This window comes from Afipia sp. GW821-FHT04G03, assembly GCF_059419985.1.
In genome coordinates this window covers 413844-437779 of sequence record NZ_JBWKSV010000002.1, presented here as the reverse complement: position 1 = coordinate 437779, position 23936 = coordinate 413844, and the positions used below count along the sequence as shown (strand labels likewise).

Here is a 23936-nt window from a genome sequence, read left to right as displayed (position 1 = left end):
CTTACCGCCCGACCTTGTACGGCCCGCCCTTTTCCAGCGCGAGCTTGTAGGCGGGACGCGCGTGAATCTTCTGCAACCAGGTCCACGCCTTCGGTGAACTCTCATCGAGGCCGGCGCGCGCCGACGCAGCTTCCAGCGGAAAACTCATCTGGATGTCGGCAGCAGTGAATTCGCTGCCCGCGAACCATTCGCTTTTGGACAACTCGCCTTCCCAGAACGCGATGTGCTGCTTCAGCTGCGGATCGATCAGCTTGGTCAGCATCTGGCCGAATGCCGTTTTCATCAGCGGCCGCATCAGGAACGGCGCGCGCTTCGGGATCACGGTGAACAGCAGCTTCTGCACCAGGAGCGGCATCGCCGAGCCTTCGGCGTAATGCAGCCAGTATGTGTAACGCAGCCGCTCCGGTGTTTTCGGCGGCGGGATCAGGCGGCCGTTACCGTAGGTATCCACGATGTAGTCGACGATGGCGCCGGACTCCGCGATGGTGTTGCCGTTGTCGGTGATGACCGGCGATTTTCCGAGCGGATGAATCGCGCGCAGTTCTTTCGGCGCGAGCATCGACGGTTGGCGCTGATAGCGCACGATTTCATATGGCACGCCGAGTTCTTCCAGCAGCCAGAGCACCCGCTGCGAGCGGGAGTTGTTGAGATGATGAACCGTGAGCATGGCGAGCCCGATCATGTGCAGCGTTGCGGGACGTCAGTCGTGCCTGCGCGATGGGCCAAAGTCGAGATGCCGGTTTCCGGGGTTGGGTGCAGCGTAGCGACGACCGTCCTCGAAGATATTACCCGGATGATATTGACAGGCCTATTTTACCCGGATAAATATCCGCAAGCGAACTGGAATTCTCAAGAATATTCAATGACCGGCCTTCCCACCCAAATCATCGCCTTCGAGGGAGCTCGCTGCGTCGCGCTGGGCGATCTCCATGAGGTCGCGACCAAGGCGCGGGCGGCGCTTGATGAAAATAGCGAAGCCACGCTCCTGATTTTCGACGCCGTCACCAGCCGGCCCGTCGAGATCGATCTGCGCGGAACGCTGGCCGACGTTAAAAAACGATTGGCGTCTCACACACCACCGAATCAGCAGCCGGCGGTTTCAACACCGCGCGGACCCGGCCGGCCGAAACTCGGCGTGATCGCGCGCGAGATCACATTGCTGCCGCGGCATTGGGAATGGCTGTCGCAACAGCCGGGCGGCGCATCGGTCGCAATTCGCAAACTTGTCGAGGACGCGCGGCGGGCAGGCTCAGGCAAGGATCGCGTGCGGCAGGCGCAGGAATCGCTGCATCGCTTCATGACGGCGATGGCGGGCGATTCTCCGAATTACGAGGACGCGCTGCGCGCGCTTTACGCCGGCGACCGATCGCGCTTCGCTGCATCGATTGCAAAATGGCCTGCCGATGTGCGCGATCACGTCACACGTCTGGCGACGTCCGCGTTCGAGGCCGCATAAACTCTCAGTCGAGAGCCTGCTGTTCGAGCGACGGCAACACGGCTTTCGAGCGGTCCGCGCCCGGCCCCGGATGGACATGAACTTCCTTCGCGGCCAGCGGTTCGTTGCACACCGAGCAGGTCATTACCGGATCGAAGTGGTGACCGCAGGTCTTGTGCTGGTGAAGCACCGGCCGCCCGCGCGCATCCGCCATGTGAACATCGCCCCAGTGCACGATCGACATCATGATCGGATGCAGGTCGAGGCCCTTCTGGGTCAGGATGTATTCGTAGCGCTTCGGACGCTCCTGATAGGCGACGCGGCGAAGCACGCCCTGACGCACAAGTTTCTTCAGCCGCTCGGCCAGCAGGTGCCGCGTGATGCCGAGGCGTGACTGAAATTCATCGAAACGGCGAATGCGGCGAAAACAGTCGCGCAGAATGAGCAACGTCCAGCGGTCGCCGATGACGGAGACCGTTCGCGCCACCGAACACGCCTCTTCTTCAAGGGTATCCCATTTCATATCGCATCTCCGTGCCGTCGCCGCCCGGCCCGCCGGAGCAGCCACGATCTACATTCCGATTTGGTATCCACCATATCTTGAACGCGCCGCATCGTGAAGTCCGGCATGCTGCATAGCGGCATAAGCTCATCGTCCTCCCGGCTGGATTGACAGTTCTATATTAGAACCCTATTGGTCGTCGGCAAGAGCCGCCGGGGACGCCCGTTCCCCGTGGCCGCAACGCCAATAATTCCAAGGGAGACAAACGATGTTGAGGAGAACCGCAGTCCGCGCAGCGGCGGCAGCTCTGGTGCTGGCCGGATTGTCCGCGCCCGCGATGGCCGAGGACATGCCCGGCATCACCGCAACCGAAATCAAGGTCGGCGCGATCTTCCCGTTCAGCGGCCCTGCTTCGGCGCTGGGCGCGGTCGGAAAATCGCTGATCGCCTACGTCACTTACATCAACGAACAGGGCGGCGTGAACGGGCGCAAGATCAACCTGATCGCGATGGACGATTCCTACAGCCCGCCGAAGGCGGTCGAACACGCGCGCAAGCTGGTCGAGTCCGACGAAGTGTCCTTCATGTTCTCGACGCTCGGCACGCCGAGCAATCTCGCGATCTCGAAGTATCTCGCGGCAAAGAAAGTCCCGCAGGCGTTCATCGTGACCGGCGCGACACGCTTCACGGATTTCAAGGAATACCCGATGATCACCACCGGGTTGCCGAGCTACGACACCGAGTCGCGCGCCTATGCACGCTATCTCGCCAGGGAAATGCCCACCGCCAAGATCGCGATCCTCTATCAGAACGACGATCTGGGTAAGGATTTCATCGCCGGCTTCAAGTCCGAGCTGAAGGAGGCCTACGACTCGAAAGTCGTGACCAGCAGCTACGAGGTCAGCCAGCCCACCATCGATTCGCAGATCGTGTCCCTGAAGAGCACCGGCGCGACCGTGATGGTGTTTGCCGGCACGCCGAAATTCGCGGCGCAGGCGATCCGCAAGACCCATGAATCCGGCTGGAAGCCGCTGTTCATCACCAATCTGATCTCAAGCTCGATCGCGGCGGTTCTCGCGCCCGCAGGGCTCGATATTTCCACCGGCGTGATGACGGCGACCTACCGCAAAGATCCCGACGATCCGAAGTGGGCCGACGACAAGGGCGTGAAGCTGTATCGATCCTTCATGGAGAAATACATGCCGGGCGCCGATCTCGCCGACAGCAACTACTTCACCGGTATCCACCAGGGCGTCATCCTCGAGGCGGTGCTCAGGCAGGCAGGCAACGACCTGTCGCGGGCGAACATTCTCAAGCAGACGCGCAACATCAAGGGCCTCGCGCTCCCGATGTCGCTCCCCGGCATCATCGTCAACACCGGCCCGGCCAACAACAAGATGTACACGCAGCTCAACCTGCAACGCTGGAACGGCAAGGCGTGGGATCTGGTTGGCGGACTGATCGACGACGACGCCAAATAAGGCGACGCGAAGTAAGACGCGTCAGGAAGTGAATTGACTCAACCCTCGCGCGGCGGAAACAATCCGCCGCGCACCGGACCCCCGATTTTATCAGGAGGCGACCTTGGCCAAAAGAAATGCGACCGTGGCGGTGATCGGCGCCGGCGACTACATCGGCGGCGAGATCGCCAAGAAATTCGCCTCCGAAGGCTTCACGGTGTTTGCCGGACGCCGCAACGGCGACAAGCTCGCGCCGCTGGTCAAGGAAATCGAGGCCGCGGGCGGCGAGATTCACGCGCGCTCGCTGGATGCGCGCAAGGAAGACGAAATCATTTCCTTTCTCGGCGACGCCGACAAGCATGCGCCGCTCGAGGTCTGCATTTTCAACATCGGCGCCAACGTCAACTTCCCGATCCTCGACACCACCGAGCGCGTGTTTCGCAAGGTCTGGGAAATGGCTTGCTATTCGGGCTTCCTGGCCGGACGCGAAGCCGCTCGCCTGATGCTGCCGCGCGGCAAGGGCAATATCTTCTTCACCGGCGCCACAGCCAGTCTGCGCGGCGGCTCGGGTTACGCGGCCTTCGCCAGCGCGAAATTCGGCTTGCGCGCCGTGGCGCAGGCGACCGCGCGTGAACTCGGCCCGCAGAACATTCATGTCGCGCATCTGATTATCGACTCAGGCGTCGATACCGAGTGGGTGCGTCAGCGCCGCGTCGAGGCGCTCGGTGCGAACGCGCTGGATAATCCCGATCTGCTGATGCCGCCGTCGTCCGTCGCGGAGTCCTATTGGCTGCTTTACCAGCAGCCGCGTAGCGCATGGACATTCGAGCTGGAGATTCGCCCCTTCGGCGAGAAATGGTAAGCGTGCCGCGCATGACAGCCGGGCGTACCGCGTCTCCAGCCTCGTCTTGCATCGGCATCGCCGTTTAGGCAAGGATCGCGCGCTCTCACGATTGCCCCGGGCGCAATCGCGCCCTCACCCTCGCCAAGAAGTGGATTCGACCATGCGCATTCTCGTCATCGGGGCCGGCGCCACCGGCGGCTATTTCGGCGGCCGGCTTCTGCAAGCCGGACGCGACGTGACATTTCTGGTGCGCCCGAAGCGCGCCGAACTGCTCGCGAAGAACGGCCTCGTCATCAAGAGCCCTCTCGGCGATGTCACGCTGAAGAATCCGCCGACTCTTCTGGCCGACAAGATCACGACGCCGTTCGATGTCATCATTCTGAGCTGCAAGGCTTACGACCTCGACGACGCGATCGCATCCTTCGCGCCCGCCGTCGGGCCCGACACCGCGATCATTCCCTTTCTCAATGGCATGAAGCATCTCGACGTGCTCGATTCGAAGTTCGGCATCGATCGTGTGATGGGCGGACAATGTCAGGTCGCGGCGATGCTCGATCCGCAGGGCGTCATTCATCAACTCACGCCGATGCACGCGATGTCGTTCGGCGAACGCGGCACGCCTAAGGGAGACCGCGCCAAACGCATCGAAGCCACCTTGCAGGGCGCGATGTTCGACGCCAAGGCGAGCGACGTCATTACGCAGGAAATGTACGAGAAGTGGGTGTTCCTCGCCACGCTCGCAGGCAGCACATCACTGATGCGCGCGCCGGCCGGACACATCACCGCAGCGCCGGGCGGCGAGGCGTTCATTCGCGGATTGCGCGCGGAGATCGCGTCCGTCGCTGCGGCGGCAGGCTATCCGCCTCGCGCAGAGTTTCTGGAGCGGACGGGCGGTCTGCTGTTCGCGCCGGGCTCGCCGATGACGGCGTCGATGCTGCGCGATATCCGCGGCAATGCGCGGATCGAAGCAGACCAGATCATCGGCGATCTGATCCGTCGCGCCGAGACCAACAAGAATGGCGCCCTCGACGTACCGCTGCTGCGCCTCGTCTATACGCACCTGAAAGCTTACGAGTCGCAGCTTACCTAGCTCCGCTGCCCTCGCAGGCATCGAAAACATAAAAGGCCGGGTCAAGCCCGGCCTTTTCGTCGTGCGTCAAAGACTACTTCAACGCCAGCGGCTTTTCCTCGTCGAGGAAGCCCATCAGTTCGCGGAAGAACTGCATGCGGTTCTTCTCCATCATCACCGTGTGCGTTCCTTCGCTGATCTCGATGAACCGCCAGTACGGCGCATTTTTCAATTGCTTGACGTAGTTGTGCGCGAGATAGCTCGGCAGGTCGGCATCCCATTCGGCATGCAGGATAACCGTCGGCACCGTGATCTTGCCGGGATCGAACAGCGCCTTGCCAGCACCCCAGTATAACTGGGTGTCCTCCACAACGCCGTTCGGCGCGCGCAGCATGCCAGGATTCTTCGTCGCCGAATCCGGATCGGTGGCCCAGGTCGCATTGGCCCATGCATCGAACACGCCGGGCGGAATGAGATCGGCTTTCTTGTTTTCCGGCACATCCTTCAGCCAGCGCTCCTTCGCAGAATCCTTCGAGACAAGGCGATACGCGCCAAGTTTCGGCCACGTCGCCGGTGGCGGCTCGGTGCGAATCCATTGCGGCGCATAAAGCACAAGGCGATTGACCTTGGCGTTGTTCTCGCTGGTGTAGAGGCCCACCGTCGACGTGCCCCACGACCAGCCCATTACATTGATCTTGGACACGCCGCGCTTCTTGAGGATGTAATCCACCGCGGTGCCGAAATCTTTCGCGGCCACCTTGGTCTGGACGATCGGCTTGTTGTCGCCGGGCGGCTGGCTCATTTCCGGCGGACGGCTCGAGCGGCCATAACCGCGCACATCCACCAGATAAACGTCGTAACCACGCGCCGCGATCAGATCCATCATCGACTTGCCTTCGATCGGCAGATCGAACGCCGTCTCGGACGGATAGGTCGCGCCGTGGACATAAAGCAGGATCTTGTCGGCGGCGAACTTGCTCTGGCCGGCCGGATGCTTGTTGCGCACGAACAACTGGATGCCGGCATCGCCGGACGGAATCATCGTGTCGGTCGTCGTCAGTTTGACGTCTTTTGCCTGCGCGCTCACACCGCTGAAAATCGCACCGGCCGCGAGACAGGTCAAAGCGATCCAAGAAAATCCGCTGGCCATCGAGGTCCTCCCAATAATCTGTTTGTACGTTTGTTTTTGCTTCTCGGGCCGGGTCGTCCGCCCGGCCTGAATCGATGCTAGGCAGATTCCGTCGCGGAGGGGAGGGCTCGCTGCGCGAGGCAGACATTCGGATAGCCCGCGTTGGGTGGCCGCGAGACGGAATGACCGGCTAAAACGACAAAGCCGCCTTGCGGCGGCCTGTCATTCGATATGAACGACCCGGAAGGTCGTACATGGCCAAGATTCTCAATCGAGAATTTCTGGAGCGGGCGAAGGGATTCGAACCCTCGACCCCGACCTTGGCAAGGTCGTGCTCTACCCCTGAGCTACACCCGCATCACAGAGAATTGGCGGGGCGCAAGCGCGCCGCCGGGCAAACCTATGCCAAAAGCGGCCATGCAATGCAACAGGGCTAAACCTGCAATCTTGGGCCTGTCCGGGGCCCAGTTCCCGCAAATCGCGCCCAAAGCGATGTTTTCAAAGGTCTTTGCGGCATCCTGGCAATTGAAAATCGATGGGCGGACCGCCATTTATAGTTCCGGCCATGCTAGAAGGGCCTCTCTCATAACAAGATTAGCACGGCAGGCGAGGATCACGTGACAATAGTCGAGCAAGGCGGCGGAGGCGCGGCGATGGCGCCGCCCGATCTCATCAAGGACACCACGACCCAGACGTTCGTGAAGGACGTCATCGAGGAGTCGAAGCGCCAACCGGTGCTGATCGACTTCTGGGCGCCGTGGTGCGGTCCCTGCAAGCAGCTCACGCCGATCATCGAAAAGGCGGTCCGCGCCGCGAACGGCAAGGTCAAGCTCGTCAAGATGAACATCGACGAGCATCCGGCCATTCCGGGGCAAATGGGCATTCAGTCGATTCCAGCGGTCATCGCCTTCGTCAACGGCCAGCCCGCCGACGGCTTCATGGGCGCGGTGCCGGAGAGCCAGGTCACGGCCTTCATCGACAAGCTCACGCAGGGAATGCCGTCGCCGGAAGGCGACGTCACCGAAATCCTCAACGAGGCCGAGGCCGCCATGGCGGCGGGCGATCCCGCCACGGCCGCATCGATCTATGCCGAAGTGCTGTCCATCGACGCCACCAATCTCGCGGCGCTGGCCGGGCTCGCACGCTGCTACGTCACGTCGGGTGCGCTGGAGCAGGCCAAGCAGACGCTGGCCATGGTGCCTGAGTCCAAGCGCAGCGATGCTGGCATCGCCGCGGTGCAGACCATGCTCGATCTCGCCGAACAGGCCAAAACCCTTGGTCCGGTCGCCGAGCTTGAACAGAAGGTCGCGGCCGATCCGCTCGACCATCAGGCGCGTTTCGATCTCGCCGTCGCACTCAACGCCGGCGGCAAGCGCGCCGAGGCTGCCACGCACCTGATGGACATCGTCAAGCGCGACCGTAAATGGGACGAGGACGGCGCGCGCAAGAAGCTGGTGCAGTTCTTCGAGGCATGGGGGCCGAATGACGACGCCACCGTCGAGGGCCGCAAGCGCCTGTCGACGATTCTTTTCTCTTAAGGCCTGTCTCCTGAGGCTCGCGGAGCTTAGTTGCGCTTGAAGTGAGGGACGCGGATGCCGATCAACGCTGAATACAATGGGCCCGCCGATCTGCCGAAAATCATTCCGGTGTTTCCGCTGCCCGGTGCGTTGTTATTGCCGCGCGGCCAGATGCCGCTCAATATCTTCGAGCCGCGTTATCTTCAGATGGTGGATGACGCGCTCCGCGACGGCCACCGGCTGATCGGAATGATCCAGCCGGACGCGACCCACTCCCACAGCAACGAGCGGCCGGCCCTGTTCAAGATCGGTTGCGTCGGCCGCATCACCCAGCTCGCGGAATCCGGCGACAGCCGCTACATTCTGGAATTGACCGGCGTGGCGCGGTTCAAGGTGGTGGAGGAGCAGACGGTTCTGACGCCCTACCGCCAGTGCCGCGTCGATTACTCAGCTTTCATCGACGACTTCACCGCGCGCAAGGGCGAGGATGATGTCGACCGCCCCGCACTGCTCAAGGCGCTCACGCAGTTCCTGAAAGCCAACCAACTCAAGGTCGACTGGGACGGCATCGAGAGCGCGCCCAACGAGGCGCTCGTCAATGCGCTGGCGATGATGTCGCCTTATGGTCCTGCGGAAAAGCAGGCGCTGCTGGAAGCGCCGAACCTCAAGACCCGCGCCGAAATCCTGATCGCTGTCACCGAAATGGATCTCGCCAAGAAGAAAACCAGCGGCGATCCGCCGCTGCAATAGCCGGATGCTCGGTTTTTGGCCTGCAACATGCTATGTAACCCGCGATGAATTGACGACCGGAGTTGATCTGACATGACCATCGCGAATGACCGGCCCGAAAGCGGCGTCGATCCGAAACTTCTGGAAATTCTGGTCTGCCCGCAGACCAAGGGTCCGCTGGAGTTCGATAGCGCGCGGCAGGAACTGATCTCGCGCTCGGCCAAGCTCGCCTATCCGATCCGCGACGGCATTCCGATCATGCTGCCGGAAGAAGCCCGGCGGATCGACTGAGGATCAGACACCCAGGCCATGACCGCTCTCGACCGCTGGTACGGCTATATCAAGACCCACGACAATCAGGCGCTGTGGGATATGCTGCATCCCGACGCCGTCTTTGAAAGTCCTGTTGTTCATACGCCGCAGCGCGGCCGCGAGATCACGTTCAAATATCTCTCCAGCGCGGGGAGCGTCCTCGGCGGCCCCGGTTTCAAATATCTGGGCGAGTGGCGCAGCGACAACGGCGCGGTGCTGGAGTTCGAGAACGTGATCGAAGGCATCACCATCAACGGCGTGGATATCATTACGTTCAGCAATGATGGAAACCTCATCACGCATTTCAAGGTGATGGTCCGCCCGCTCAAGGCCATGAACCTGCTGCACCGCCTGATGGGCGAGCAGTTGATGAAGCAGGCCGCCGGATAATTTTCGCGGACTACAGCGCCTCGCCCTTGAGCAGACGCGGCACCTCACCGGACAATCCCGCCGCCTGACGGATGAACGCGCTTTTCAGCGGCGGCACGCGATCGACCAGACCGAGCCCGATGTCGCGCACCGTGCGCAGCAGCGTCGACTTGTTCGAGAACAGCATGTTGAGCGAGTTGGTCGCAACGCCCATCGCCACCGTGTCGAAGCGCCGCCAGCGCTGATAGCGCTCCAGCACATCGGCCTGCCCCGGATCGATCCCGAGACGTGCGGCATCGACGATGACTTCCGCGAGCGCTGCCGCATCCTTCAGACCCATGTTGAGTCCCTGTCCGGCGATGGGATGAATCACATGGGCAGCGTCGCCGACCAGCACGAGACGCTCCGCTATGAACGAGCGCGCGACGAAATAGCCAAGCGGAAACGCGCGCGGCTTGTCGAGCGCCTTGATGTCCCCAAGGTGAAGTCCAAAACGTTTTTCCAGTTCGGTTTGAAATTCGGCGTCAGGCAGCGCGACGATGCGCGCGGCTTCGGACCGGCTTTCGGTCCAGACCAGAGACGAGCGATTGCCTCTCAGCGGCAGGATCGCGAAGGGTCCTGCCGGCAGGAAATGTTCTTCGGCGCGCCCTTGATGATCGCGCTCATGGCCGACGGTGACGACAATGCCCGATTGATCGTAGTCCCAACCGTGGGTCGCGATGCCGGCGCGTTCGCGCAGCTTCGATTTCGCGCCGTCGGCGGCAATCAGCAGGCTGGCATCGATCTCGCGGCCGTCGCTCAGCGTGACGCGCGTGCCGTCCGGGTTCGAGTCATAGCTCGACACCGCGAGCGCATTCAGTTCAACGCCCTCGGATTCAGCGCGCGTTACCAGCGCATCGATCAGCAGGCGGTTTTCAACCATGTGCGCGAACGGCTCGCCGGGTTCGACCTCACCCGCGAATGTCAGAAACACGGGGCGCGTCACATCCTCGAGCCGCGAGTCGGTCACCACCATGTCGAGAATGGGTTGCGCGGTGCCGGCGACGGCGTCCCACACGCCGACCGCCTCGAACAGCCTGCGGCACGCGGCGACAATGGCGGACGCGCGCGGATCACGGCTCGGACGCATGGCGAACGCCGGATCGGCGACGACAATCGGAATGTCAGGACCGAGGCCCTGCCGCAGCGCCAGCGCCAGCCCAAGACCGGCGAACGCGCCTCCCCCGATCACGATGCTTCGTTGTTTTGACATGCGAAACCTGGCTGATGACGACACTTGCGTTCCGACTATATAGCCGGGCAAAACAGGTTATCAAAAGGCGGAATCGGCGATTTCGTCATTGCGGGGAGCAAGCGCGACGGGACAATCCAGCTATTTGAGGCACGATTGTTTCTGGATTGCTTCGCTTCGCTCGCAATGACGGCTAAGCTGCCCGCGCCTGCCAACTTCACGAGATATGAATGTCGAAAAGCCTGATTGATCTGCTCTCGATCCTCGATATCGAACAGCTCGAAGTAAACATGTTTCGCGGCACCAGCCCGAAAACCCGCTGGCAGCGCGTATTCGGCGGGCAAGTGATCGGCCAGGCGATGGTGGCCGCGTGCCGGACGGTCGAAGGCCGCCTGCCGCATTCACTGCATTGTTATTTCATCCTGCCCGGCGATCCGCAGATTCCGATTGTCTATGAAGTGGAGCGGCTGCGCGACGGCAAGAGCTACTCCACGCGCCGCGTCACCGCGATCCAGCACGGGCACGCAATCTTCTCGATCATGGTGTCGTTCCATGCCCAGGAAGAAGGCGCGTTCAATCATCAGGATAAGATGCCGGACGTGCCGCCGCCGGAGAAGCTGACGGCAGAAGAAGTGTCGAAGCAGCCGATCTTCAAGGAGATGCCGGAATTCATCCGGCGTTACTATGAGTCCGACCGGCCGATTGAATTGCGTCCGGTCGAGCTTGGCCGCTACTTCGGCCAGAAGATCGACGATGGCCGCATCCATGTCTGGATTCGCACCGTCGCCAAACTGCCGGAAGATCCGGCGCTGCATCTGTGCGCGCTCGCCTACGCATCCGACTTCTCGCTGCTGGATGCGGCGATGGCGCGTTACGGCCGTACATTGTTCGACAATCGCATGATGCCGGCCAGTCTCGACCACGCGATGTGGTTTCATCGCCCGTTCCGCGCCGACGAATGGCTGCTCTACGCGCAGGATTCACCAAGCGCGCAGGATGGCCGCGGGCTGACGCGCGGTCTGATCTTCAAGCAGGACGGCACGCTGGTCGCCTCGGTCGCGCAGGAAGGCTCGCTGCGCGAGCGCAAACCGAAGCCGGAGGGCTGACGTTGCTCGGTAGCGCGCGTTATCAGACGCGTGCTGCTTCGATCACGTGATCGGATAACGCGCCGCGCGGCACCACCGCGAGTTGCGAGGCGAACCACTGCCAATACCAGCGTACGACCCACGGAATTGGAATGACGAAGGCACAACCGATGACGGTTACGATTCCGCGCCAGAGAATTTCCAGTCCGGTGCCGTTAAAAATCACGGCGCGGCGCGTGCCCTGGATGTTCTGGCAGAACCATCGCGTCCCCGCCGAATAGACCCATGCCCATCCGATGATGGTGAAGACCGAAAGAATAGCCAGCAAATTCCAGCCGAGAAAAGCCCAGACCGTGCCGGAGAAACTCAAACCAAGCGGCCGTCCGTTGGAAGCGAGACTCGCAACCAGCCACTTCGTGAAAAGCCAGTAAAGCGCCAGCTGAACGACGATCATTAGATTGCTGAGCAACTGGCTGCCGAAAAGTGAGACGACAATAGCAAGCACGAGGGACCCGAAATACCACGGAACGACCGTCATCACCGTTCCCTCGAAGCTGAGGTTCGGCCGTCCGGGCACCCGCACGCACGGCACGAGCCACTTGAGATACCAGACCAGAAGCCACGGCACGGGAATGATGAAGATCGAGCCGATGACAAATACGAGGCTCCGCCACACGAATTCCAAGAGCGGAAAATCGACCGAGAACGATCCGCTGGATTGATCTGCGCCAGACGAACCACCATTGGCGCGCGCGGGCGCGCCGGGCTGCGGCACGGCAGGCGGCGCGCGGCCGGATGACAGCAGTCCTGGAATGTCGTCAGCATATTGCCAGCCCGGCATTCCGTCGGCCCACACATAAGTGTCCGGCCGGACGGCTCCGCGCGTGATCAGGTCGCGAAACTCACCTTCGGAATAGGGGCCTTCCTGCTTATCCCCGACGGCAACAAACCAAGATCGGCCCGACATGGCATTTCCTTTATATTTTCCGGAAAAAGCATTTCCGGAAAGAAGAAAGCGCCGGACCCGCCGCGGGACATCCTGCGGCATCGACAAAAATGCGATTGGTCTCAGCCCCCAAGACGGCGAATGCTACAAACGGACCGCGCTTTGCCGCAACGGTTTTCGACGAAACCTGCATATTTTTCTGCACCTTTGCCCAAAAGAGTGGCGAATAAGCGTACGTCCGCGTAAAGACGAATGAGACTGTCGCATTTGATTTAAGGGGCGAAGCGCGATCATGAAGCTCATCACCGCAATCATCAAACCCTTCAAGCTTGAAGAGGTTCGCCAGGCCCTCACCTCGATCGGGGTGCATGGCATGACGGTCACCGAGGTGAAGGGCTTTGGCCGCCAGAAGGGTCACACCGAGATCTATCGGGGCGCGGAATACATCGTGAATTTCCTGCCCAAGCTGCGCATCGAAATCGCGGTCGGATCGGATCTCGCCGACAAGGCCGTGCAGGTCATCACCGCCGGCGCGCGGACCGGCCAGATCGGCGACGGCAAGGTGTTCGTCACGCCGATCGAAAATGCCGTCCGCATCCGCACCGGCGAAACCGACAACGACGCGCTTTAAAATTTAGAATTTTCGACAGCATCACCAAGCGACCGCACGGCGCATCCAAGACGCTGCAAGGTCATCCGAGCCGGGGGGTTACCATGCTGAGATTGCCGCGGGCCGCCGCATCCACTGCGACGGCATTTTTCGTGACATGCGTTTCGTTCACAGCATTCGCATTCATCACGCCCGCTTTCGCGGAGACTGCAAAGATCGACGCCGCCGACACGGCATGGATGATCACAGCGACCGCGCTCGTGCTGATGATGACCATCCCCGGCCTCGCGCTCTTCTACGCCGGCATGGTGCGCAAGAAAAATGTACTGGCGACAATGGCGCAGAGCCTGATCGCGGTGGCGCTGATTTCGATTCTCTGGGTGGTCTACGGCTATAGCCTGGTCTTTGTCGGCGACGGCGCATGGATCGGCACGCTGGAGCGCTTCATGATTTCCGGCATGACCATGGATGGCATCAATCCCGCAGCGAAGACGATTCCGGAAGCGCTGTTCGTCATTTATCAAATGACCTTCGCGGTCATTACCGTGGCGCTGGTGGCGGGATCGGTCGCGGACCGGATGCGGTTTTCGTCCTACGTGCTGTTCTGCATCGGATGGTTCACGCTGGTCTACGTGCCGCTCGCGCACTGGGTGTGGGGCGGCGGTTTCCTCGCGCAGGCGGGTGTGCTCGATTTCGCCGGCGGCCTTGTGGTGCATCTCAGCGCCGGCACCGCCGGCCTCGTCGCCGCGATCGTGATGGGGCGGCGGCGCGGTTACGGCACCGAGAACCTGTCGCCTTACGATCTCTCGCTCGCGGTGATCGGCACCGGCCTGTTGTGGGTCGGTTGGTTCGGTTTCAACGGCGGCTCGGCGCTGCAAGCCAATTCACGCGCCGTGATGGCGATCCTCGCGACGCATCTGGCGGCGTGCGCGGGGGCGCTGACATGGTGCGTGATCGAATGGATCACGCGGCGGAAGCCCTCGGTGCTCGGCATGATTTCAGGCGCCGTCGCCGGTCTCGGCACCATTACCCCCGCGTCGGGCTTCGTGGAGCCGTGGCATGGCATTGTGATCGGTGTCGTCGCGGGCGCTGTCTGCTTCTGGGCCTGCACCAGCCTCAAGCATCGTTTCAATTACGACGACACGCTCGACGTGTTCGGCATTCACGGCATCGGCGGACTGCTGGGCACCTTGATGACCGGCGTGTTCGCCACCGCCGCCATCGGCGGAACCGCCGGGCTGATCGAAGGCAATTCCCGGCTGCTGCTGACCCAGGCCTACGGCGTTGCCGTCGTCTTCGTCTGGACCGGCGGCATGACCTTCATTCTCCTGAAGATCGTCGACATGCTGGCCGGCCTGCGGGTGTCGCACGAGCACGAGGTCGAGGGCCTCGACATCACCCAGCATGGTGAGGCGTTGCAATAAAGCGCCACAATTGGAGGCTGTCCGGGCCCGGTTTAACCGGGCGCGGATACCTTTTGCTTGTCCGGTGGGCACGAATGTGTCGGCAGCCTGACGTGCCTATGTTTTTAGCATTGCTGTCGATCTTTTAGGCTCGGCAAAACCGCCCAATCTTGCATCACGCCCCTTCACACCGAAAACCCTCGGATTCATAAACCGTTAGGGAATTCGGCGGTTCTGGCACGGCATTTGATTCTAAGGGATCCGGCTGTGCCCGTGGAGTGATCTTTCTTCGCGCGGTGACCCTCAGTCGAGATTGCCCGGTCTGTTCGACCGGGCCCAAGCGGGGAAAAATCCATGAAAATTGTTATGGCCATCATCAAGCCATTCAAGCTGGAAGAGGTCCGCGATGCCCTGACCGCCATCGGCGTTCACGGCCTCACGGTGACGGAAGTCAAGGGATATGGCCGCCAGAAGGGCCATACGGAAATCTATCGCGGCGCTGAATACGCCGTGAGTTTCCTGCCCAAGATCAAGATCGAGGTCGCTGTCGCCTCGGCCCAAGTCGACAAGACCATCGAAGCGATCACCGGTGCTGCAAAGACCGGCCAGATCGGCGACGGCAAGATCTTCGTCATCAACCTCGACCATGCGGTGCGCATCCGCACGGGTGAGGCCGATGCCGCGGCGCTTTGATTTCGCGCAATCTCATCTTCATTCAGGAGTATAACAAATGACGTTCAAGCGTCCCACCAGCGCGGGATTGGCAGCCCTCGCAGTCGGCATGTTCGCCACGACGGCCGCCTACGCAGCGCCTACGATCAACAAGGGCGACAACGCCTGGGTCATGACATCGGCAATTCTCGTGCTGCTGATGACCATTCCCGGCCTTGCATTGTTTTACGGCGGACTGGTCCGCTCCAAGAACATGCTCTCGGTGCTGGCTCAGGTTTTCTACACCGTCTGCATCGTCACCATCATCTGGGCGGTCTACGGCTACAGCCTCGCCTTCACCGGCGGTTCGGATTTCATCGGAGGCTTCTCCAAAGCCTTCATGTCCGGCATCACCACCGACTCCGCGGCAGCAACCTTCAGCGCTGACGTCAACATCGCCGAGCTGGCTTACTTCTGCTTCCAGCTCACCTTCGCGGCGATCACTCCGGCGCTCATCGTTGGCGCATTCGCCGAACGCACGAAGTTCGCTGCGATCGCACTGTTCGTTCCTCTCTGGGTGACGCTCATCTACTTCCCGATGGCGCACATGGTTTGGTACTGGGCCGGACCGGATGCGATCACCGATGCGGCAAAGGCTCTGGCGGCTGCGGCTGACGGAGCTGCAAAGGCTGCGGCACAGACGAAACTCGACGAAGTGATGGCCGACGGCGGCTTCATCTTCAAGAAAGGCGCGCTGGACTTCGCAGGCGGCACCGTGGTGCACATCAACGCCGGCGTGGCGGGCCTTGTCGGCGCGCTCATCATCGGCAAGCGCACCGGCTACGGCAAGGAGCTGATGGCTCCGCATTCGCTGACCATGACCATGATCGGCGCAGCCCTTCTCTGGGTGGGCTGGTTCGGCTTCAACGCCGGATCGAACCTCGAAGCCAACGGCGGCGCTGCGCTGGCCATGGTGAACACCTTCGTTGCAACCGCGGCGGCGGCGCTGTCGTGGATGTTCGCGGAATGGATCATCAAGGGCCATCCCTCGCTGCTCGGCGCGTTGTCGGGCGCGGTTGCCGGTCTCGTCGCGGTGACACCTGCGGCCGGTTTCTCCGGTCCGATGGGCGCCATCGTGCTCGGCCTCGTTGTCGGCGTCGTCTGCCTGTTCTTCTGCACCGTGGTGAAGAATGCGCTCGGCTATGACGACTCGCTCGACGTGTTCGGCATCCACGGCATCGGCGGAATCGTCGGCGCTCTCGGCACCGGCATCCTTGTCAACCCGGCCCTCGGCGGCGCGGGCGTCATGGACTACACCACCGGCAAGATCGGCGAATACGACTTCGCCGCACAGATGATCTCGCAGTGCTGGGGCGTCGGCACCACGCTGCTGCTCTCCGGCATCGGATCGGCGATCCTGTTCAAGGTCGTCGATGTGATCGTCGGGCTGCGTGCCAGCGTCGATCAGGAGCGTGAGGGTCTGGACGTCACCGACCACACCGAGCGCGCCTACAACATGTAAGGAGCATGATCCGGAAAAGTGGATACCGGTTTTCCGAAAAGATCATGCTCAAATCTAAATAAGGACAACGGTCAGGGCACAAACCCGGCAATGCCCTTTCCGTCGGAGGGCCCCAGCGCAAGCTGGGGCCCTTACTTTTTGGGTCTTCCCGATCCGGCCATCTCCTTCTAAAGACGCGGCGAAATCCAAGATCAAACCCACGGCCGCCGGGCGATGGTTAATCGCGTCTTAACCTCGCCGTACCTATGGTGATGTGATCCAATCCTGCGCGATCCTCCGGGCGTGTTCCGGACGAGATCGAAGGACCAAAAGTGCTGGCGCTCTGACATGGCCATGACCGCTTCTTCCCGCACGGCTTCCCCTGCCGGCGCCCAAGAGGGTGCTCAGGCCGGCGAGCGGTCTCCCTTTGCCCGGCTGACCGAACTGCTGAGTCCGCACAAGCCGGGTAAACCATTGATAAATATGTCACTCGGGGAGCCTCAGCACCCCGTGCCGGGCTTCGTCGGGCCGGTGCTGGCCAGGCATATCAACGACTTCGGCCGCTACCCCATCGCCAAGGGCATCGAACCGTTCCGGCAGGCGGCCGCGGCCTGGGTGACCAGGCGATTCGGCCTCGCCCGCGCCGTCGATCCCGAGAGCGAAATCCTGGTGCTCAACGGCAGCCGCGAGGGTCTGTTTTTCGCGGCCATCGCGGCGGCGCGTTACGTCAGTCCGCGCAAGGGCACGCCCGCGATCCTGATGCCCAATCCGTTTTATCCGGCCTACGCCGCCGGTGCGCGCGCCGCCGGATGCGAGGCGGTGTTTCTTCCGACCACGCGCGAGAATGGATTTCTGCCCGATCTCGACAAGCTCACCACCGAAACGCTGGAGCGCACCATCGCGTTCTATCTCGCCTCGCCTGCGAATCCGCAAGGCTCGGTCCCGACGCGCGGCTACTTCGATCGCGTCAAGCAACTCGCCGACCGACACGGCTTCATCGCGCTCAGCGACGAATGCTATTCCGAAATCTACACGCAGGACGCCCCAGGCAGCATGCTGGCCGCGGCAGGCGCGGATTTCAAAAACGTTGTCGCGTTCCAGTCGCTTTCCAAGCGCTCGAACCTGCCGGGGATGCGCGTCGGCTTCGTCGCAGGCGACAAAAATTTTCTCGCGCGCTTTCACGAACTGCGCAATGTCGCCGCACCTCAGGTCCCGGTGCCGCTGCAGCATGTCGCCATCGCTGCCTACAGCGACGAAAGTCATGTCGATGAGAACCGCAGGCTTTACCGGATCAAGTTCGATCTGGCGGATCAGATCCTCGGCAACCGTTTCGGTTACCGGCGTCCCGCAGGCGGTTTTTGCATCTGGCTCGACGTCTCCGCCCATGGCGGCGACGAGGAAGCGACTGTGAAACTTTTCCGGGACGGCGGCGTGCGTGTGGTGCCGGGAAGTTATCTGGCGAGGCCGCAGGCCGATGGCAGCAATCCTGGCGCCGGATATATCCGTGTCGCCATGGTGCAGGACAGTGAAACGACGGCTGAGGCGCTGCATCGAATGGTCGAAGTCTTGAACGAAACGCGAGGCTCATAGAAAATCATGCCAGCGATCGAACGTGTCATTCCCATTGTCGGCCAGATGTCCGATCCCATCCGCGAGATGCTCGGACGACGTCTGCGCGAACTGACGGGCCTCGGCGTCATCGCGCTGTCGTGCGTCGTGGCCGCGGCCCTCATGACATGGTCGGTGCAGGACCCGAGTCTCAGCCACGCGACATCCGGCCCGATCCGCAATCTCATGGGCCGTCCGGGCGCGATCGGCGCCGATATGCTGATGCAGATTCTCGGGCTCGGCTCGATCATGCTGATCCTGCCCGTCTCGGTCTGGGGCTGGCGGCTTCTGACCCATCGTCATTTCGATCGCGAAGCCTTGCGGGTCGCGTGCTGGATCCTGTGCGCCGTGATCGCCGCGGGTTTTGCGAGCTGCCTGCCGCGCAGCGGCGCATGGCCGTTGCCGACCGGACTCGGCGGCGTGGTGGGCGATGCGCTGGTGCGCTTTCCGGCGGTGGTGTTCGGGCCTCCCGGCATCATCTATCGCGGCATTCTGGGCCTGGTTCTGTTCGCCGCGATGGTCGCCAGTTTGATTTTCGCATGTGGCGCAGGCGCGAAGGAAAAGATCGCGGAGCGGACCCGCCCGCCGATGATGGACGACGACGGCGATATCGAGGACGAGGATGATCGCGGATTAATCTCGCTCGGATGGATCGTTCACACCGCCATGAGTGCGAAGGTGCGGGTGATGCGCACGCTGTCCGCGGTTTTCGCGATGCTGGTCGGACGCGCGGAATCGAAGCACACCGTGTCCTTCGAGCGGATGGAGCCCAATCTCGGAAACGGCCGCCGCGCACCGTCGCTGGTGCCGCAGGCCGAGGATGACTACGAAGACGAAGAAGAAGAGGACGATGAGGAGGAAGAGGAAGAGCCCGCCGCCCGCGCGCCACGCAAGCGCGCCGAGCCGAAGCCTTCCGGCCGCAAGGGCGTATTCGTGCTGCCGCCAGTGTCGGTGCTGGCCGCGCCCAAGGCCTCCGACCGCCTGACGCTGAGCAAGGACGAACTGGAAAACAATTCGCGCGCGCTGGAAGGCGTGTTGCAGGACTTCGGCGTGCGCGGCGAAATCACCAACGCGCATCCCGGCCCCGTGGTCACACTGTACGAACTGGAGCCGGCGCCCGGCATCAAGTCATCGCGTGTGATCGGCCTCGCCGACGACATCGCCCGCTCGATGAGCGCGGTGTCGGCCCGCGTCGCCGTCGTGCCCGGGCGCAACGCCATCGGCATCGAACTGCCCAACCCGCATCGCGAGAAGGTCTATTTGCGCGAGCTGCTGGTTGCGAAGGAAGGCAACGAATCCTCTGCCAAGCTGCCGCTGTGCCTCGGCAAGACCATCGGCGGCGTCTCGGTGATCGTCGATCTTGCGCGGATGCCGCATCTTCTCATCGCGGGCACCACCGGCTCCGGCAAATCGGTCGCCATCAACACCATGATCCTGTCGCTGGTCTATCGGCTGCGTCCCGATCAGTGCCGCCTCATCATGGTCGATCCGAAGATGCTCGAACTCTCCGTCTATGACGGCATCCCGCATCTGCTGACGCCAGTCGTCACCGATCCGAAGAAAGCCGTGGTCGCGCTGAAGTGGGCCGTGCGCGAAATGGAGCAGCGCTACAAGAGCATGTCCAAGCTCGGCGTGCGCAACATCGACGGCTACAACGCGCGCGTCGCCGAGGCAAAGGCCAAGGGCGAGGAACTGACGCGCACGGTGCATACCGGCTTCGACAAGGAAACCGGCAAGGCGATCTACGAGGAAGAGAAGCTCGAACTCGAGCCGCTGCCCTACATCGTCATCATCGTGGACGAAATGGCCGACCTGATGATGGTGGCCGGCAAGGACATCGAAGGCGCGGTGCAACGCCTCGCGCAGATGGCGCGCGCCGCAGGCCTGCATGTGATCCTCGCGACGCAGCGTCCATCGGTCGACGTCATCACCGGCACCATCAAGGCGAACTTCCCGACCCGCATCTCCTTCCAGGTGACGTCGAAGATCGACAGCCGCACCATTCTCGGTGAAATGGGCGCCGAGCAGCTGCTCGGTCAGGGCGACATGCTTTACATGGCCGGCGGCGGGCGCATCAGCCGCGTCCACGGCCCCTTCGTCTCGGACGAGGAGGTCGAGAAGATCGTTCGCCATCTCAAGGCGCAGGGCCAGCCGGAATATCTCGAGGCGGTCACGGCCGAAGAAGAAACCGACGAAGAAGGCAACGCGGTGTTCGACGGCACCAGCATGGGCGCCAATGGCGGCGAAGGCGACCTGTTCTCGCAGGCGGTGGCCATCGTCAAACGCGACCGCAAGGCCTCGACCAGCTATATCCAGCGCCGGCTCCAGATCGGTTACAACCGCGCCGCCACCCTGATGGAGCGAATGGAACTGGAAGGCATCGTCGGGCAGCCGAACCATGCCGGCAAACGCGAAATCCTCGTGCCGGAAGACGAGGAACGATTTGGCTGACCAGTCTCTGTTCGCAGCCGCGAAATCGCCATAGCTTGGGGCTAGCCCCGACGGAAAGATCGAACGACATTCCCGACAGGACGGACAGTTGAAAAAACGCCTCGCCAACCCGCCGTTCTGCCTGCCCCGGCAACGCATGGGCACATTTCTCACCGTCATGACGGTGTCGGCGGCGATCACGATGTCGTCAGCCTTTGCCCAAACCTTGGTCCAAAATCAGGCTCTGGCCCAAACCCAGGCCGTGCCGGTGCCGAAGCCGGCCCCGAAAGCCCGTGTCGAGGGTCAGCGTCCGACGCCGCCGCAAGCCGGTCCGAGCGCTGCGGCTCCACCGACGCCAATCATTCCGGATCTGCGCAGCCTGTTCGGCGCCATCGGCGGCTCAACGCCGACCTTTGACGCCAACCAGAAAGCCTGGGCGAGCAAGGTCAGCACCTATCTGTCGTCGTTGCAGAACGTCTCGGGCAACTTCGTGCAGGTCGGACCAGACGGCAAACGCACCACCGGCGATTTCTACATTCAGAAGCCCGGCAAGATCCGCTTCGAGTATGACGATCCGAGCCCAATCGCCCTCGTCGCCGATGGATCATCGGTGATCGTCCGCGACCGCAGGCTGGCGACGCAGGACGTTTATCCGCTGTCGCAGACCCCGCTGCGCTATCTCTTGTCCGACCGCATCGATCTGATGCGCGACACCAACGTTGTCGGCGTCGCGGCCGACGACATGTTCATCAGCGTGACCATCGAAGAGAAGCAGGCGCTGATCGGCACCAGCCGCTTGATGCTGATGATCGGCGCCAAGGACAACCAGCTCAAACAATGGACCGTGACCGATCCGCAAGGATACGACACCACCGTCGCGGTCTATAACCTCGACACCACCAAGAAGCTCGATCCCGGCATGTTCAAGATCGACTACACCAATTATTCCACCCCGAATAATTAGGGCATCCCCGTCAGGCTGGAGCGAACCGGAAAAACCGGCTAACGGTTTACCAACATTCCTCGCAGCCTGTGTTCATGCGCCTCACCCTGACAACCTGGAATATCAATTCGGTGCGCCTGCGCATCGATCTCGTCGCCAAATTCATCAAGGCCGTGCGGCCCGATGTGCTGTGCCTTCAGGAAACGAAATGCGTCGATGACGCCTTTCCGCTGAAGCGCTTCAAGCGGCTCGGGTACGAGCACGTCGCGCTCAACGGCCAGAAGGGCTACCACGGCGTCGCCATCGTCTCGAAAATTCCGTTCGAATCGAGCGATGTGCGGACATTCTGCGGCAAGATCGATTCGCGGCATATCTCGGTGGCGTTCGGCGCGAAAGCGCAGATGACCGAGCCGCTGGTGGTGCATAATTTCTATGTGCCGGCGGGCGGTGATATTCCCGATCCCGTGCTCAATCCGAAGTTCGCGCACAAACTGTCGTTCCTCGACGAGATGCGCGACTGCGCGCCGCTGCATCCGAAAGCCAGCGACCGGCATATTCTGGTCGGCGATCTCAACGTCGCGCCGCACGAGCATGACGTGTGGTCGCACAAGCAGCTTTTGAAGATCGTGTCGCACACGCCGGTCGAATGCGAAAAGCTGCTCGGCGTGCAGGCCTGCGGCGAATGGATCGACGTGGCGCGCCAGCGCATCCCGTTGTCTGAAAAAGTCTATACGTGGTGGAGTTATCGCGCCGCGGACTGGGCTGCCGCCAACAAGGGCCGCCGCCTCGATCACATCTGGGTCTCAAAGGCGCTGGGCGACTGCGTTCGCGATTTCAAAATCACCAGCGTCGCGCGCGGCTGGGAGCGGCCATCGGACCATGTGCCGGTGACGGCGGTGCTCGAAATCTGACGTCTGATGATCGATTGCTGATTTATCTCAGCGTCGCGGATACCCGCGACATCGCCTTGGCGGCATCGTTGGAACGCGCAGCAAGATCGTCGCGCAAACGCCGCGCAGCTTCCGGATGACTCTCGAGCACGCGCTGAAACAGGCTGCGCGAAATCCGCAGCACCGACGATTGCTCCAGTGCAATCGCCGTGGCCGGCCGCGCCATTGCGACAACGAGCGCGAGCTCGCCGATCAAGGTGTTCTGGCCCGCAACCGCCTCGCTGCCATCATCGGACGAGATGCGAAACGCGCCATGCCTGACGACGAAGCCGGCGTCCGCCGGCTCGCCCTGCTGGAAAAGTTTTTCACCGAACCTGAAATCGCGCTGCTCGGAGCCGATCGCAAGCACCTGCATAGCAGCAGCGCCCAACAGGTTCAGTGTCGGGACGCGCGAAAACAGGGCGATGTCGTCTTCAATAGCCATGGGGTGCCGAGAGAGAGCGTCGATTGATTCGCCTCATGGCACCAGCTTATAGCCCCCGGACTCAGTCACAAGAATTTCGGGGTTCGCGGCATCTTTCTCCACCTTCTGACGCAGCCGATAGATATGCGTTTCCAGCGTATGGGTGGTCACGCCTGAATTGTAGCCCCAGACCTCTTGCAGCAAGGTCTCGCGCGACACCGGCAATTGTCCGGCGCGATAGAGAAAGCGCAGGATCGCGGTTTCCTTCTCCGTGAGCCGGACCTTCTTGGCGTTGGCGCCGGTCAGCATCTTGGAGCCGGGCCGGAAGCTGTAGGGGCCGACCGAGAACACGGCATCCTCGGAGGCTTCGTGCTGACGCAGCTGCGCCCGGATGCGGGCCAGCAATACGGCAAAGCGGAACGGCTTTGCGACGTAATCGTTCGCGCCGGATTCGAGCCCGAGGATGGTGTCCGAATCGGTGTCGTGCCCGGTGAGCATGATGATCGGCGATTTGAAGCCGCCCTTGCGCAGGCTGCGCACCACTTCGCGGCCGTCGGTATCGGGCAACCCGACGTCCATCAGCACGAGATCGGGGGAATTACTCTTGGCCGCCAGAGCGCCCTTCGCGCCGGTATCGACGGCAGATGCCTCGAACTCCTCATGGAGCGACAATTGCTCCACCAGGGCATCGCGCAGATCGGTATCGTCATCCACGATCAGGATCTTGCGGGCGTTGGGCATTGCATCCAGTCCTTTAAAATTCGACTTGTATAAGAGAGGCTTGGAGAGGGCATCTCGAAGGTCCTCGGC

Annotated in this window: 25 protein-coding genes and 1 tRNA gene; 17 read left to right on the top strand and 9 right to left on the bottom strand. The window is 62.0% G+C overall.

Annotated elements, in window-relative coordinates; genetic code table 11:
- Nucleotide 1 precedes the first annotated feature (1 nt).
- Complete coding sequence (locus AC07UB_RS11365) at nucleotides 2–667, bottom strand: glutathione S-transferase family protein (RefSeq protein ID WP_494653614.1); 666 nt, start codon at nucleotides 665–667, stop codon at nucleotides 2–4.
- Nucleotides 668–862: 195 nt separating this feature from the next.
- Between AC07UB_RS11365 and AC07UB_RS11360 the strand changes: the two genes are divergently transcribed.
- Nucleotides 863–1456 carry a DUF2239 family protein gene (locus AC07UB_RS11360; RefSeq protein ID WP_494653052.1) on the top strand — a complete coding sequence of 198 codons (594 nt, stop codon included), beginning with the start codon at nucleotides 863–865 and terminating at the stop codon, nucleotides 1454–1456.
- A gap of 4 nt (nucleotides 1457–1460) precedes the next feature.
- Here AC07UB_RS11360 and AC07UB_RS11355 read toward each other — a convergent pair whose 3' ends face one another.
- Entirely contained in the window at nucleotides 1461–1958 is a 498-nt protein-coding gene (locus tag AC07UB_RS11355) for a winged helix-turn-helix transcriptional regulator (RefSeq protein WP_492791400.1), read from the bottom strand.
- Between the two features lie 247 nt (nucleotides 1959–2205).
- Between AC07UB_RS11355 and AC07UB_RS11350 the strand changes: the two genes are divergently transcribed.
- The 3 genes from AC07UB_RS11350 (at nucleotide 2206) to panE (ending at nucleotide 5330) form a co-directional block, all read left to right on the top strand.
- Nucleotides 2206–3417, top strand: coding sequence for an ABC transporter substrate-binding protein (locus AC07UB_RS11350; protein ID WP_494653050.1), 1212 nt, complete (start codon nucleotides 2206–2208; stop codon nucleotides 3415–3417).
- Between the two features lie 103 nt (nucleotides 3418–3520).
- Nucleotides 3521–4258 (top strand): SDR family oxidoreductase, encoded by a 738-nt coding sequence (locus AC07UB_RS11345; protein ID WP_492791402.1) that lies wholly within the window; start codon nucleotides 3521–3523, stop codon nucleotides 4256–4258.
- A 142-nt stretch (nucleotides 4259–4400) separates the two neighbouring features.
- Nucleotides 4401–5330: a 2-dehydropantoate 2-reductase gene (gene panE / locus AC07UB_RS11340; RefSeq protein WP_492791403.1), complete on the top strand. Its 930-nt coding sequence runs from the start codon at nucleotides 4401–4403 to the stop codon at nucleotides 5328–5330.
- Nucleotides 5331–5403: 73 nt separating this feature from the next.
- Here the strand turns inward: panE and AC07UB_RS11335 are convergent, their stop codons facing one another.
- The 3 genes from AC07UB_RS11335 to AC07UB_RS11325 form a co-directional block, all read right to left on the bottom strand.
- A complete protein-coding gene (locus AC07UB_RS11335) occupies nucleotides 5404–6459 on the bottom strand; it encodes an alpha/beta hydrolase (protein ID WP_492791404.1) in 1056 nt (351 codons plus the stop codon).
- 261 nt (nucleotides 6460–6720) lie between these two features.
- Nucleotides 6721–6795 (bottom strand) — tRNA-Gly (locus AC07UB_RS11330).
- The gene (locus AC07UB_RS11325) at nucleotides 6786–6989 is read right to left on the bottom strand and encodes a hypothetical protein (protein ID WP_492791405.1); all 204 of its coding nucleotides are present in this window, start codon (nucleotides 6987–6989) and stop codon (nucleotides 6786–6788) included. The genes AC07UB_RS11330 and AC07UB_RS11325 overlap by 10 nt, the downstream gene beginning before the upstream one ends.
- Nucleotides 6990–7055: 66 nt before the next feature.
- Here AC07UB_RS11325 and trxA point away from each other — a divergent pair, with 66 nt between their 5' ends.
- From trxA to AC07UB_RS11305, 4 genes are all read left to right on the top strand, one after another.
- Nucleotides 7056–7976 carry a thioredoxin gene (trxA, locus tag AC07UB_RS11320; protein ID WP_492791406.1) on the top strand — a complete coding sequence of 307 codons (921 nt, stop codon included), beginning with the start codon at nucleotides 7056–7058 and terminating at the stop codon, nucleotides 7974–7976.
- 54 nt (nucleotides 7977–8030) lie between these two features.
- Complete coding sequence (locus AC07UB_RS11315; RefSeq protein ID WP_494653047.1) at nucleotides 8031–8705, top strand: LON peptidase substrate-binding domain-containing protein; 675 nt, start codon at nucleotides 8031–8033, stop codon at nucleotides 8703–8705.
- 72 nt (nucleotides 8706–8777) lie between these two features.
- Nucleotides 8778–8975, top strand: coding sequence for a Trm112 family protein (locus AC07UB_RS11310; protein ID WP_492791408.1), 198 nt, complete (start codon nucleotides 8778–8780; stop codon nucleotides 8973–8975).
- An 18-nt stretch (nucleotides 8976–8993) separates the two neighbouring features.
- Nucleotides 8994–9386, top strand: coding sequence for a nuclear transport factor 2 family protein (locus AC07UB_RS11305; RefSeq protein ID WP_492791409.1), 393 nt, complete (start codon nucleotides 8994–8996; stop codon nucleotides 9384–9386).
- Nucleotides 9387–9396: 10 nt separating this feature from the next.
- Here AC07UB_RS11305 and AC07UB_RS11300 read toward each other — a convergent pair whose 3' ends face one another.
- On the bottom strand, nucleotides 9397–10617 hold the full coding sequence (locus AC07UB_RS11300) for a ubiquinone biosynthesis hydroxylase (protein WP_492791410.1): 1221 nt from the start codon (nucleotides 10615–10617) through the stop codon (nucleotides 9397–9399).
- Nucleotides 10618–10826: 209 nt separating this feature from the next.
- Between AC07UB_RS11300 and tesB the strand changes: the two genes are divergently transcribed.
- Nucleotides 10827–11702 carry an acyl-CoA thioesterase II gene (gene tesB / locus AC07UB_RS11295; RefSeq protein ID WP_492791411.1) on the top strand — a complete coding sequence of 292 codons (876 nt, stop codon included), beginning with the start codon at nucleotides 10827–10829 and terminating at the stop codon, nucleotides 11700–11702.
- A 22-nt stretch (nucleotides 11703–11724) separates the two neighbouring features.
- On the opposite strand, the gene AC07UB_RS11290 is transcribed toward tesB, so the two are convergent.
- A complete protein-coding gene (locus AC07UB_RS11290; RefSeq protein ID WP_494653044.1) occupies nucleotides 11725–12648 on the bottom strand; it encodes a DUF4339 domain-containing protein in 924 nt (307 codons plus the stop codon).
- A 271-nt stretch (nucleotides 12649–12919) separates the two neighbouring features.
- On the opposite strand from AC07UB_RS11290, the gene AC07UB_RS11285 reads away from it, so the two are divergent.
- The 8 genes from AC07UB_RS11285 (at nucleotide 12920) to AC07UB_RS11250 (ending at nucleotide 22684) form a co-directional block, all read left to right on the top strand.
- Nucleotides 12920–13258 carry a P-II family nitrogen regulator gene (locus AC07UB_RS11285; RefSeq protein WP_492791413.1) on the top strand — a complete coding sequence of 113 codons (339 nt, stop codon included), beginning with the start codon at nucleotides 12920–12922 and terminating at the stop codon, nucleotides 13256–13258.
- 83 nt (nucleotides 13259–13341) lie between these two features.
- Nucleotides 13342–14661, top strand: a complete 1320-nt coding sequence (locus tag AC07UB_RS11280) for an ammonium transporter (protein ID WP_494653041.1) — start codon at nucleotides 13342–13344, stop codon at nucleotides 14659–14661.
- 333 nt (nucleotides 14662–14994) lie between these two features.
- A complete protein-coding gene (locus tag AC07UB_RS11275) occupies nucleotides 14995–15333 on the top strand; it encodes a P-II family nitrogen regulator (protein WP_492791415.1) in 339 nt (112 codons plus the stop codon).
- Nucleotides 15334–15370: 37 nt separating this feature from the next.
- On the top strand, nucleotides 15371–16813 hold the full coding sequence (locus AC07UB_RS11270) for an ammonium transporter (RefSeq protein WP_492791416.1): 1443 nt from the start codon (nucleotides 15371–15373) through the stop codon (nucleotides 16811–16813).
- A 327-nt stretch (nucleotides 16814–17140) separates the two neighbouring features.
- Nucleotides 17141–18382, top strand: coding sequence for an aminotransferase class I/II-fold pyridoxal phosphate-dependent enzyme (locus tag AC07UB_RS11265; RefSeq protein WP_494653039.1), 1242 nt, complete (start codon nucleotides 17141–17143; stop codon nucleotides 18380–18382).
- Between the two features lie 6 nt (nucleotides 18383–18388).
- A complete protein-coding gene (locus AC07UB_RS11260; protein ID WP_494653037.1) occupies nucleotides 18389–20851 on the top strand; it encodes a DNA translocase FtsK in 2463 nt (820 codons plus the stop codon).
- 181 nt (nucleotides 20852–21032) lie between these two features.
- Entirely contained in the window at nucleotides 21033–21794 is a 762-nt protein-coding gene (locus tag AC07UB_RS11255) for an outer membrane lipoprotein carrier protein LolA (protein WP_492792734.1), read from the top strand.
- Nucleotides 21795–21868: 74 nt separating this feature from the next.
- Nucleotides 21869–22684, top strand: a complete 816-nt coding sequence (locus tag AC07UB_RS11250; RefSeq protein ID WP_494653035.1) for an exodeoxyribonuclease III — start codon at nucleotides 21869–21871, stop codon at nucleotides 22682–22684.
- Nucleotides 22685–22706: 22 nt separating this feature from the next.
- Here AC07UB_RS11250 and AC07UB_RS11245 read toward each other — a convergent pair whose 3' ends face one another.
- Nucleotides 22707–23147, bottom strand: a complete 441-nt coding sequence (locus AC07UB_RS11245) for a Crp/Fnr family transcriptional regulator (protein WP_494653033.1) — start codon at nucleotides 23145–23147, stop codon at nucleotides 22707–22709.
- 33 nt (nucleotides 23148–23180) lie between these two features.
- The gene (locus tag AC07UB_RS11240; RefSeq protein ID WP_492791421.1) at nucleotides 23181–23867 is read right to left on the bottom strand and encodes a response regulator transcription factor; all 687 of its coding nucleotides are present in this window, start codon (nucleotides 23865–23867) and stop codon (nucleotides 23181–23183) included.
- Nucleotides 23868–23936 lie beyond the last annotated feature (69 nt).

Bases quoted from the DNA above. Each gene is read 5' to 3' on its own strand.
- AC07UB_RS11365 (WP_494653614.1), bottom strand. From the start codon at position 667: ATGCTCACGGTTCATCATCTCAACAACTCCCGCTCGCAGCGGGTGCTC.
- AC07UB_RS11360 (WP_494653052.1), top strand. From the start codon at position 863: ATGACCGGCCTTCCCACCCAAATCATCGCCTTCGAGGGAGCTCGCTGC.
- AC07UB_RS11355 (WP_492791400.1), bottom strand. From the start codon at position 1,958: ATGAAATGGGATACCCTTGAAGAAGAGGCGTGTTCGGTGGCGCGAACG.
- AC07UB_RS11350 (WP_494653050.1), top strand. From the start codon at position 2,206: ATGTTGAGGAGAACCGCAGTCCGCGCAGCGGCGGCAGCTCTGGTGCTG.
- panE (WP_492791403.1), top strand. From the start codon at position 4,401: ATGCGCATTCTCGTCATCGGGGCCGGCGCCACCGGCGGCTATTTCGGC.
- AC07UB_RS11335 (WP_492791404.1), bottom strand. From the start codon at position 6,459: ATGGCCAGCGGATTTTCTTGGATCGCTTTGACCTGTCTCGCGGCCGGT.
- AC07UB_RS11325 (WP_492791405.1), bottom strand. From the start codon at position 6,989: ATGGCGGTCCGCCCATCGATTTTCAATTGCCAGGATGCCGCAAAGACC.
- AC07UB_RS11315 (WP_494653047.1), top strand. From the start codon at position 8,031: ATGCCGATCAACGCTGAATACAATGGGCCCGCCGATCTGCCGAAAATC.
- AC07UB_RS11310 (WP_492791408.1), top strand. From the start codon at position 8,778: ATGACCATCGCGAATGACCGGCCCGAAAGCGGCGTCGATCCGAAACTT.
- AC07UB_RS11305 (WP_492791409.1), top strand. From the start codon at position 8,994: ATGACCGCTCTCGACCGCTGGTACGGCTATATCAAGACCCACGACAAT.
- AC07UB_RS11300 (WP_492791410.1), bottom strand. From the start codon at position 10,617: ATGTCAAAACAACGAAGCATCGTGATCGGGGGAGGCGCGTTCGCCGGT.
- tesB (WP_492791411.1), top strand. From the start codon at position 10,827: ATGTCGAAAAGCCTGATTGATCTGCTCTCGATCCTCGATATCGAACAG.
- AC07UB_RS11290 (WP_494653044.1), bottom strand. From the start codon at position 12,648: ATGTCGGGCCGATCTTGGTTTGTTGCCGTCGGGGATAAGCAGGAAGGC.
- AC07UB_RS11285 (WP_492791413.1), top strand. From the start codon at position 12,920: ATGAAGCTCATCACCGCAATCATCAAACCCTTCAAGCTTGAAGAGGTT.
- AC07UB_RS11280 (WP_494653041.1), top strand. From the start codon at position 13,342: ATGCTGAGATTGCCGCGGGCCGCCGCATCCACTGCGACGGCATTTTTC.
- AC07UB_RS11275 (WP_492791415.1), top strand. From the start codon at position 14,995: ATGAAAATTGTTATGGCCATCATCAAGCCATTCAAGCTGGAAGAGGTC.
- AC07UB_RS11270 (WP_492791416.1), top strand. From the start codon at position 15,371: ATGACGTTCAAGCGTCCCACCAGCGCGGGATTGGCAGCCCTCGCAGTC.
- AC07UB_RS11265 (WP_494653039.1), top strand. From the start codon at position 17,141: ATGGCCATGACCGCTTCTTCCCGCACGGCTTCCCCTGCCGGCGCCCAA.
- AC07UB_RS11260 (WP_494653037.1), top strand. From the start codon at position 18,389: ATGCCAGCGATCGAACGTGTCATTCCCATTGTCGGCCAGATGTCCGAT.
- AC07UB_RS11255 (WP_492792734.1), top strand. From the start codon at position 21,033: ATGTCGTCAGCCTTTGCCCAAACCTTGGTCCAAAATCAGGCTCTGGCC.
- AC07UB_RS11250 (WP_494653035.1), top strand. From the start codon at position 21,869: ATGCGCCTCACCCTGACAACCTGGAATATCAATTCGGTGCGCCTGCGC.
- AC07UB_RS11245 (WP_494653033.1), bottom strand. From the start codon at position 23,147: ATGGCTATTGAAGACGACATCGCCCTGTTTTCGCGCGTCCCGACACTG.
- AC07UB_RS11240 (WP_492791421.1), bottom strand. From the start codon at position 23,867: ATGCCCAACGCCCGCAAGATCCTGATCGTGGATGACGATACCGATCTG.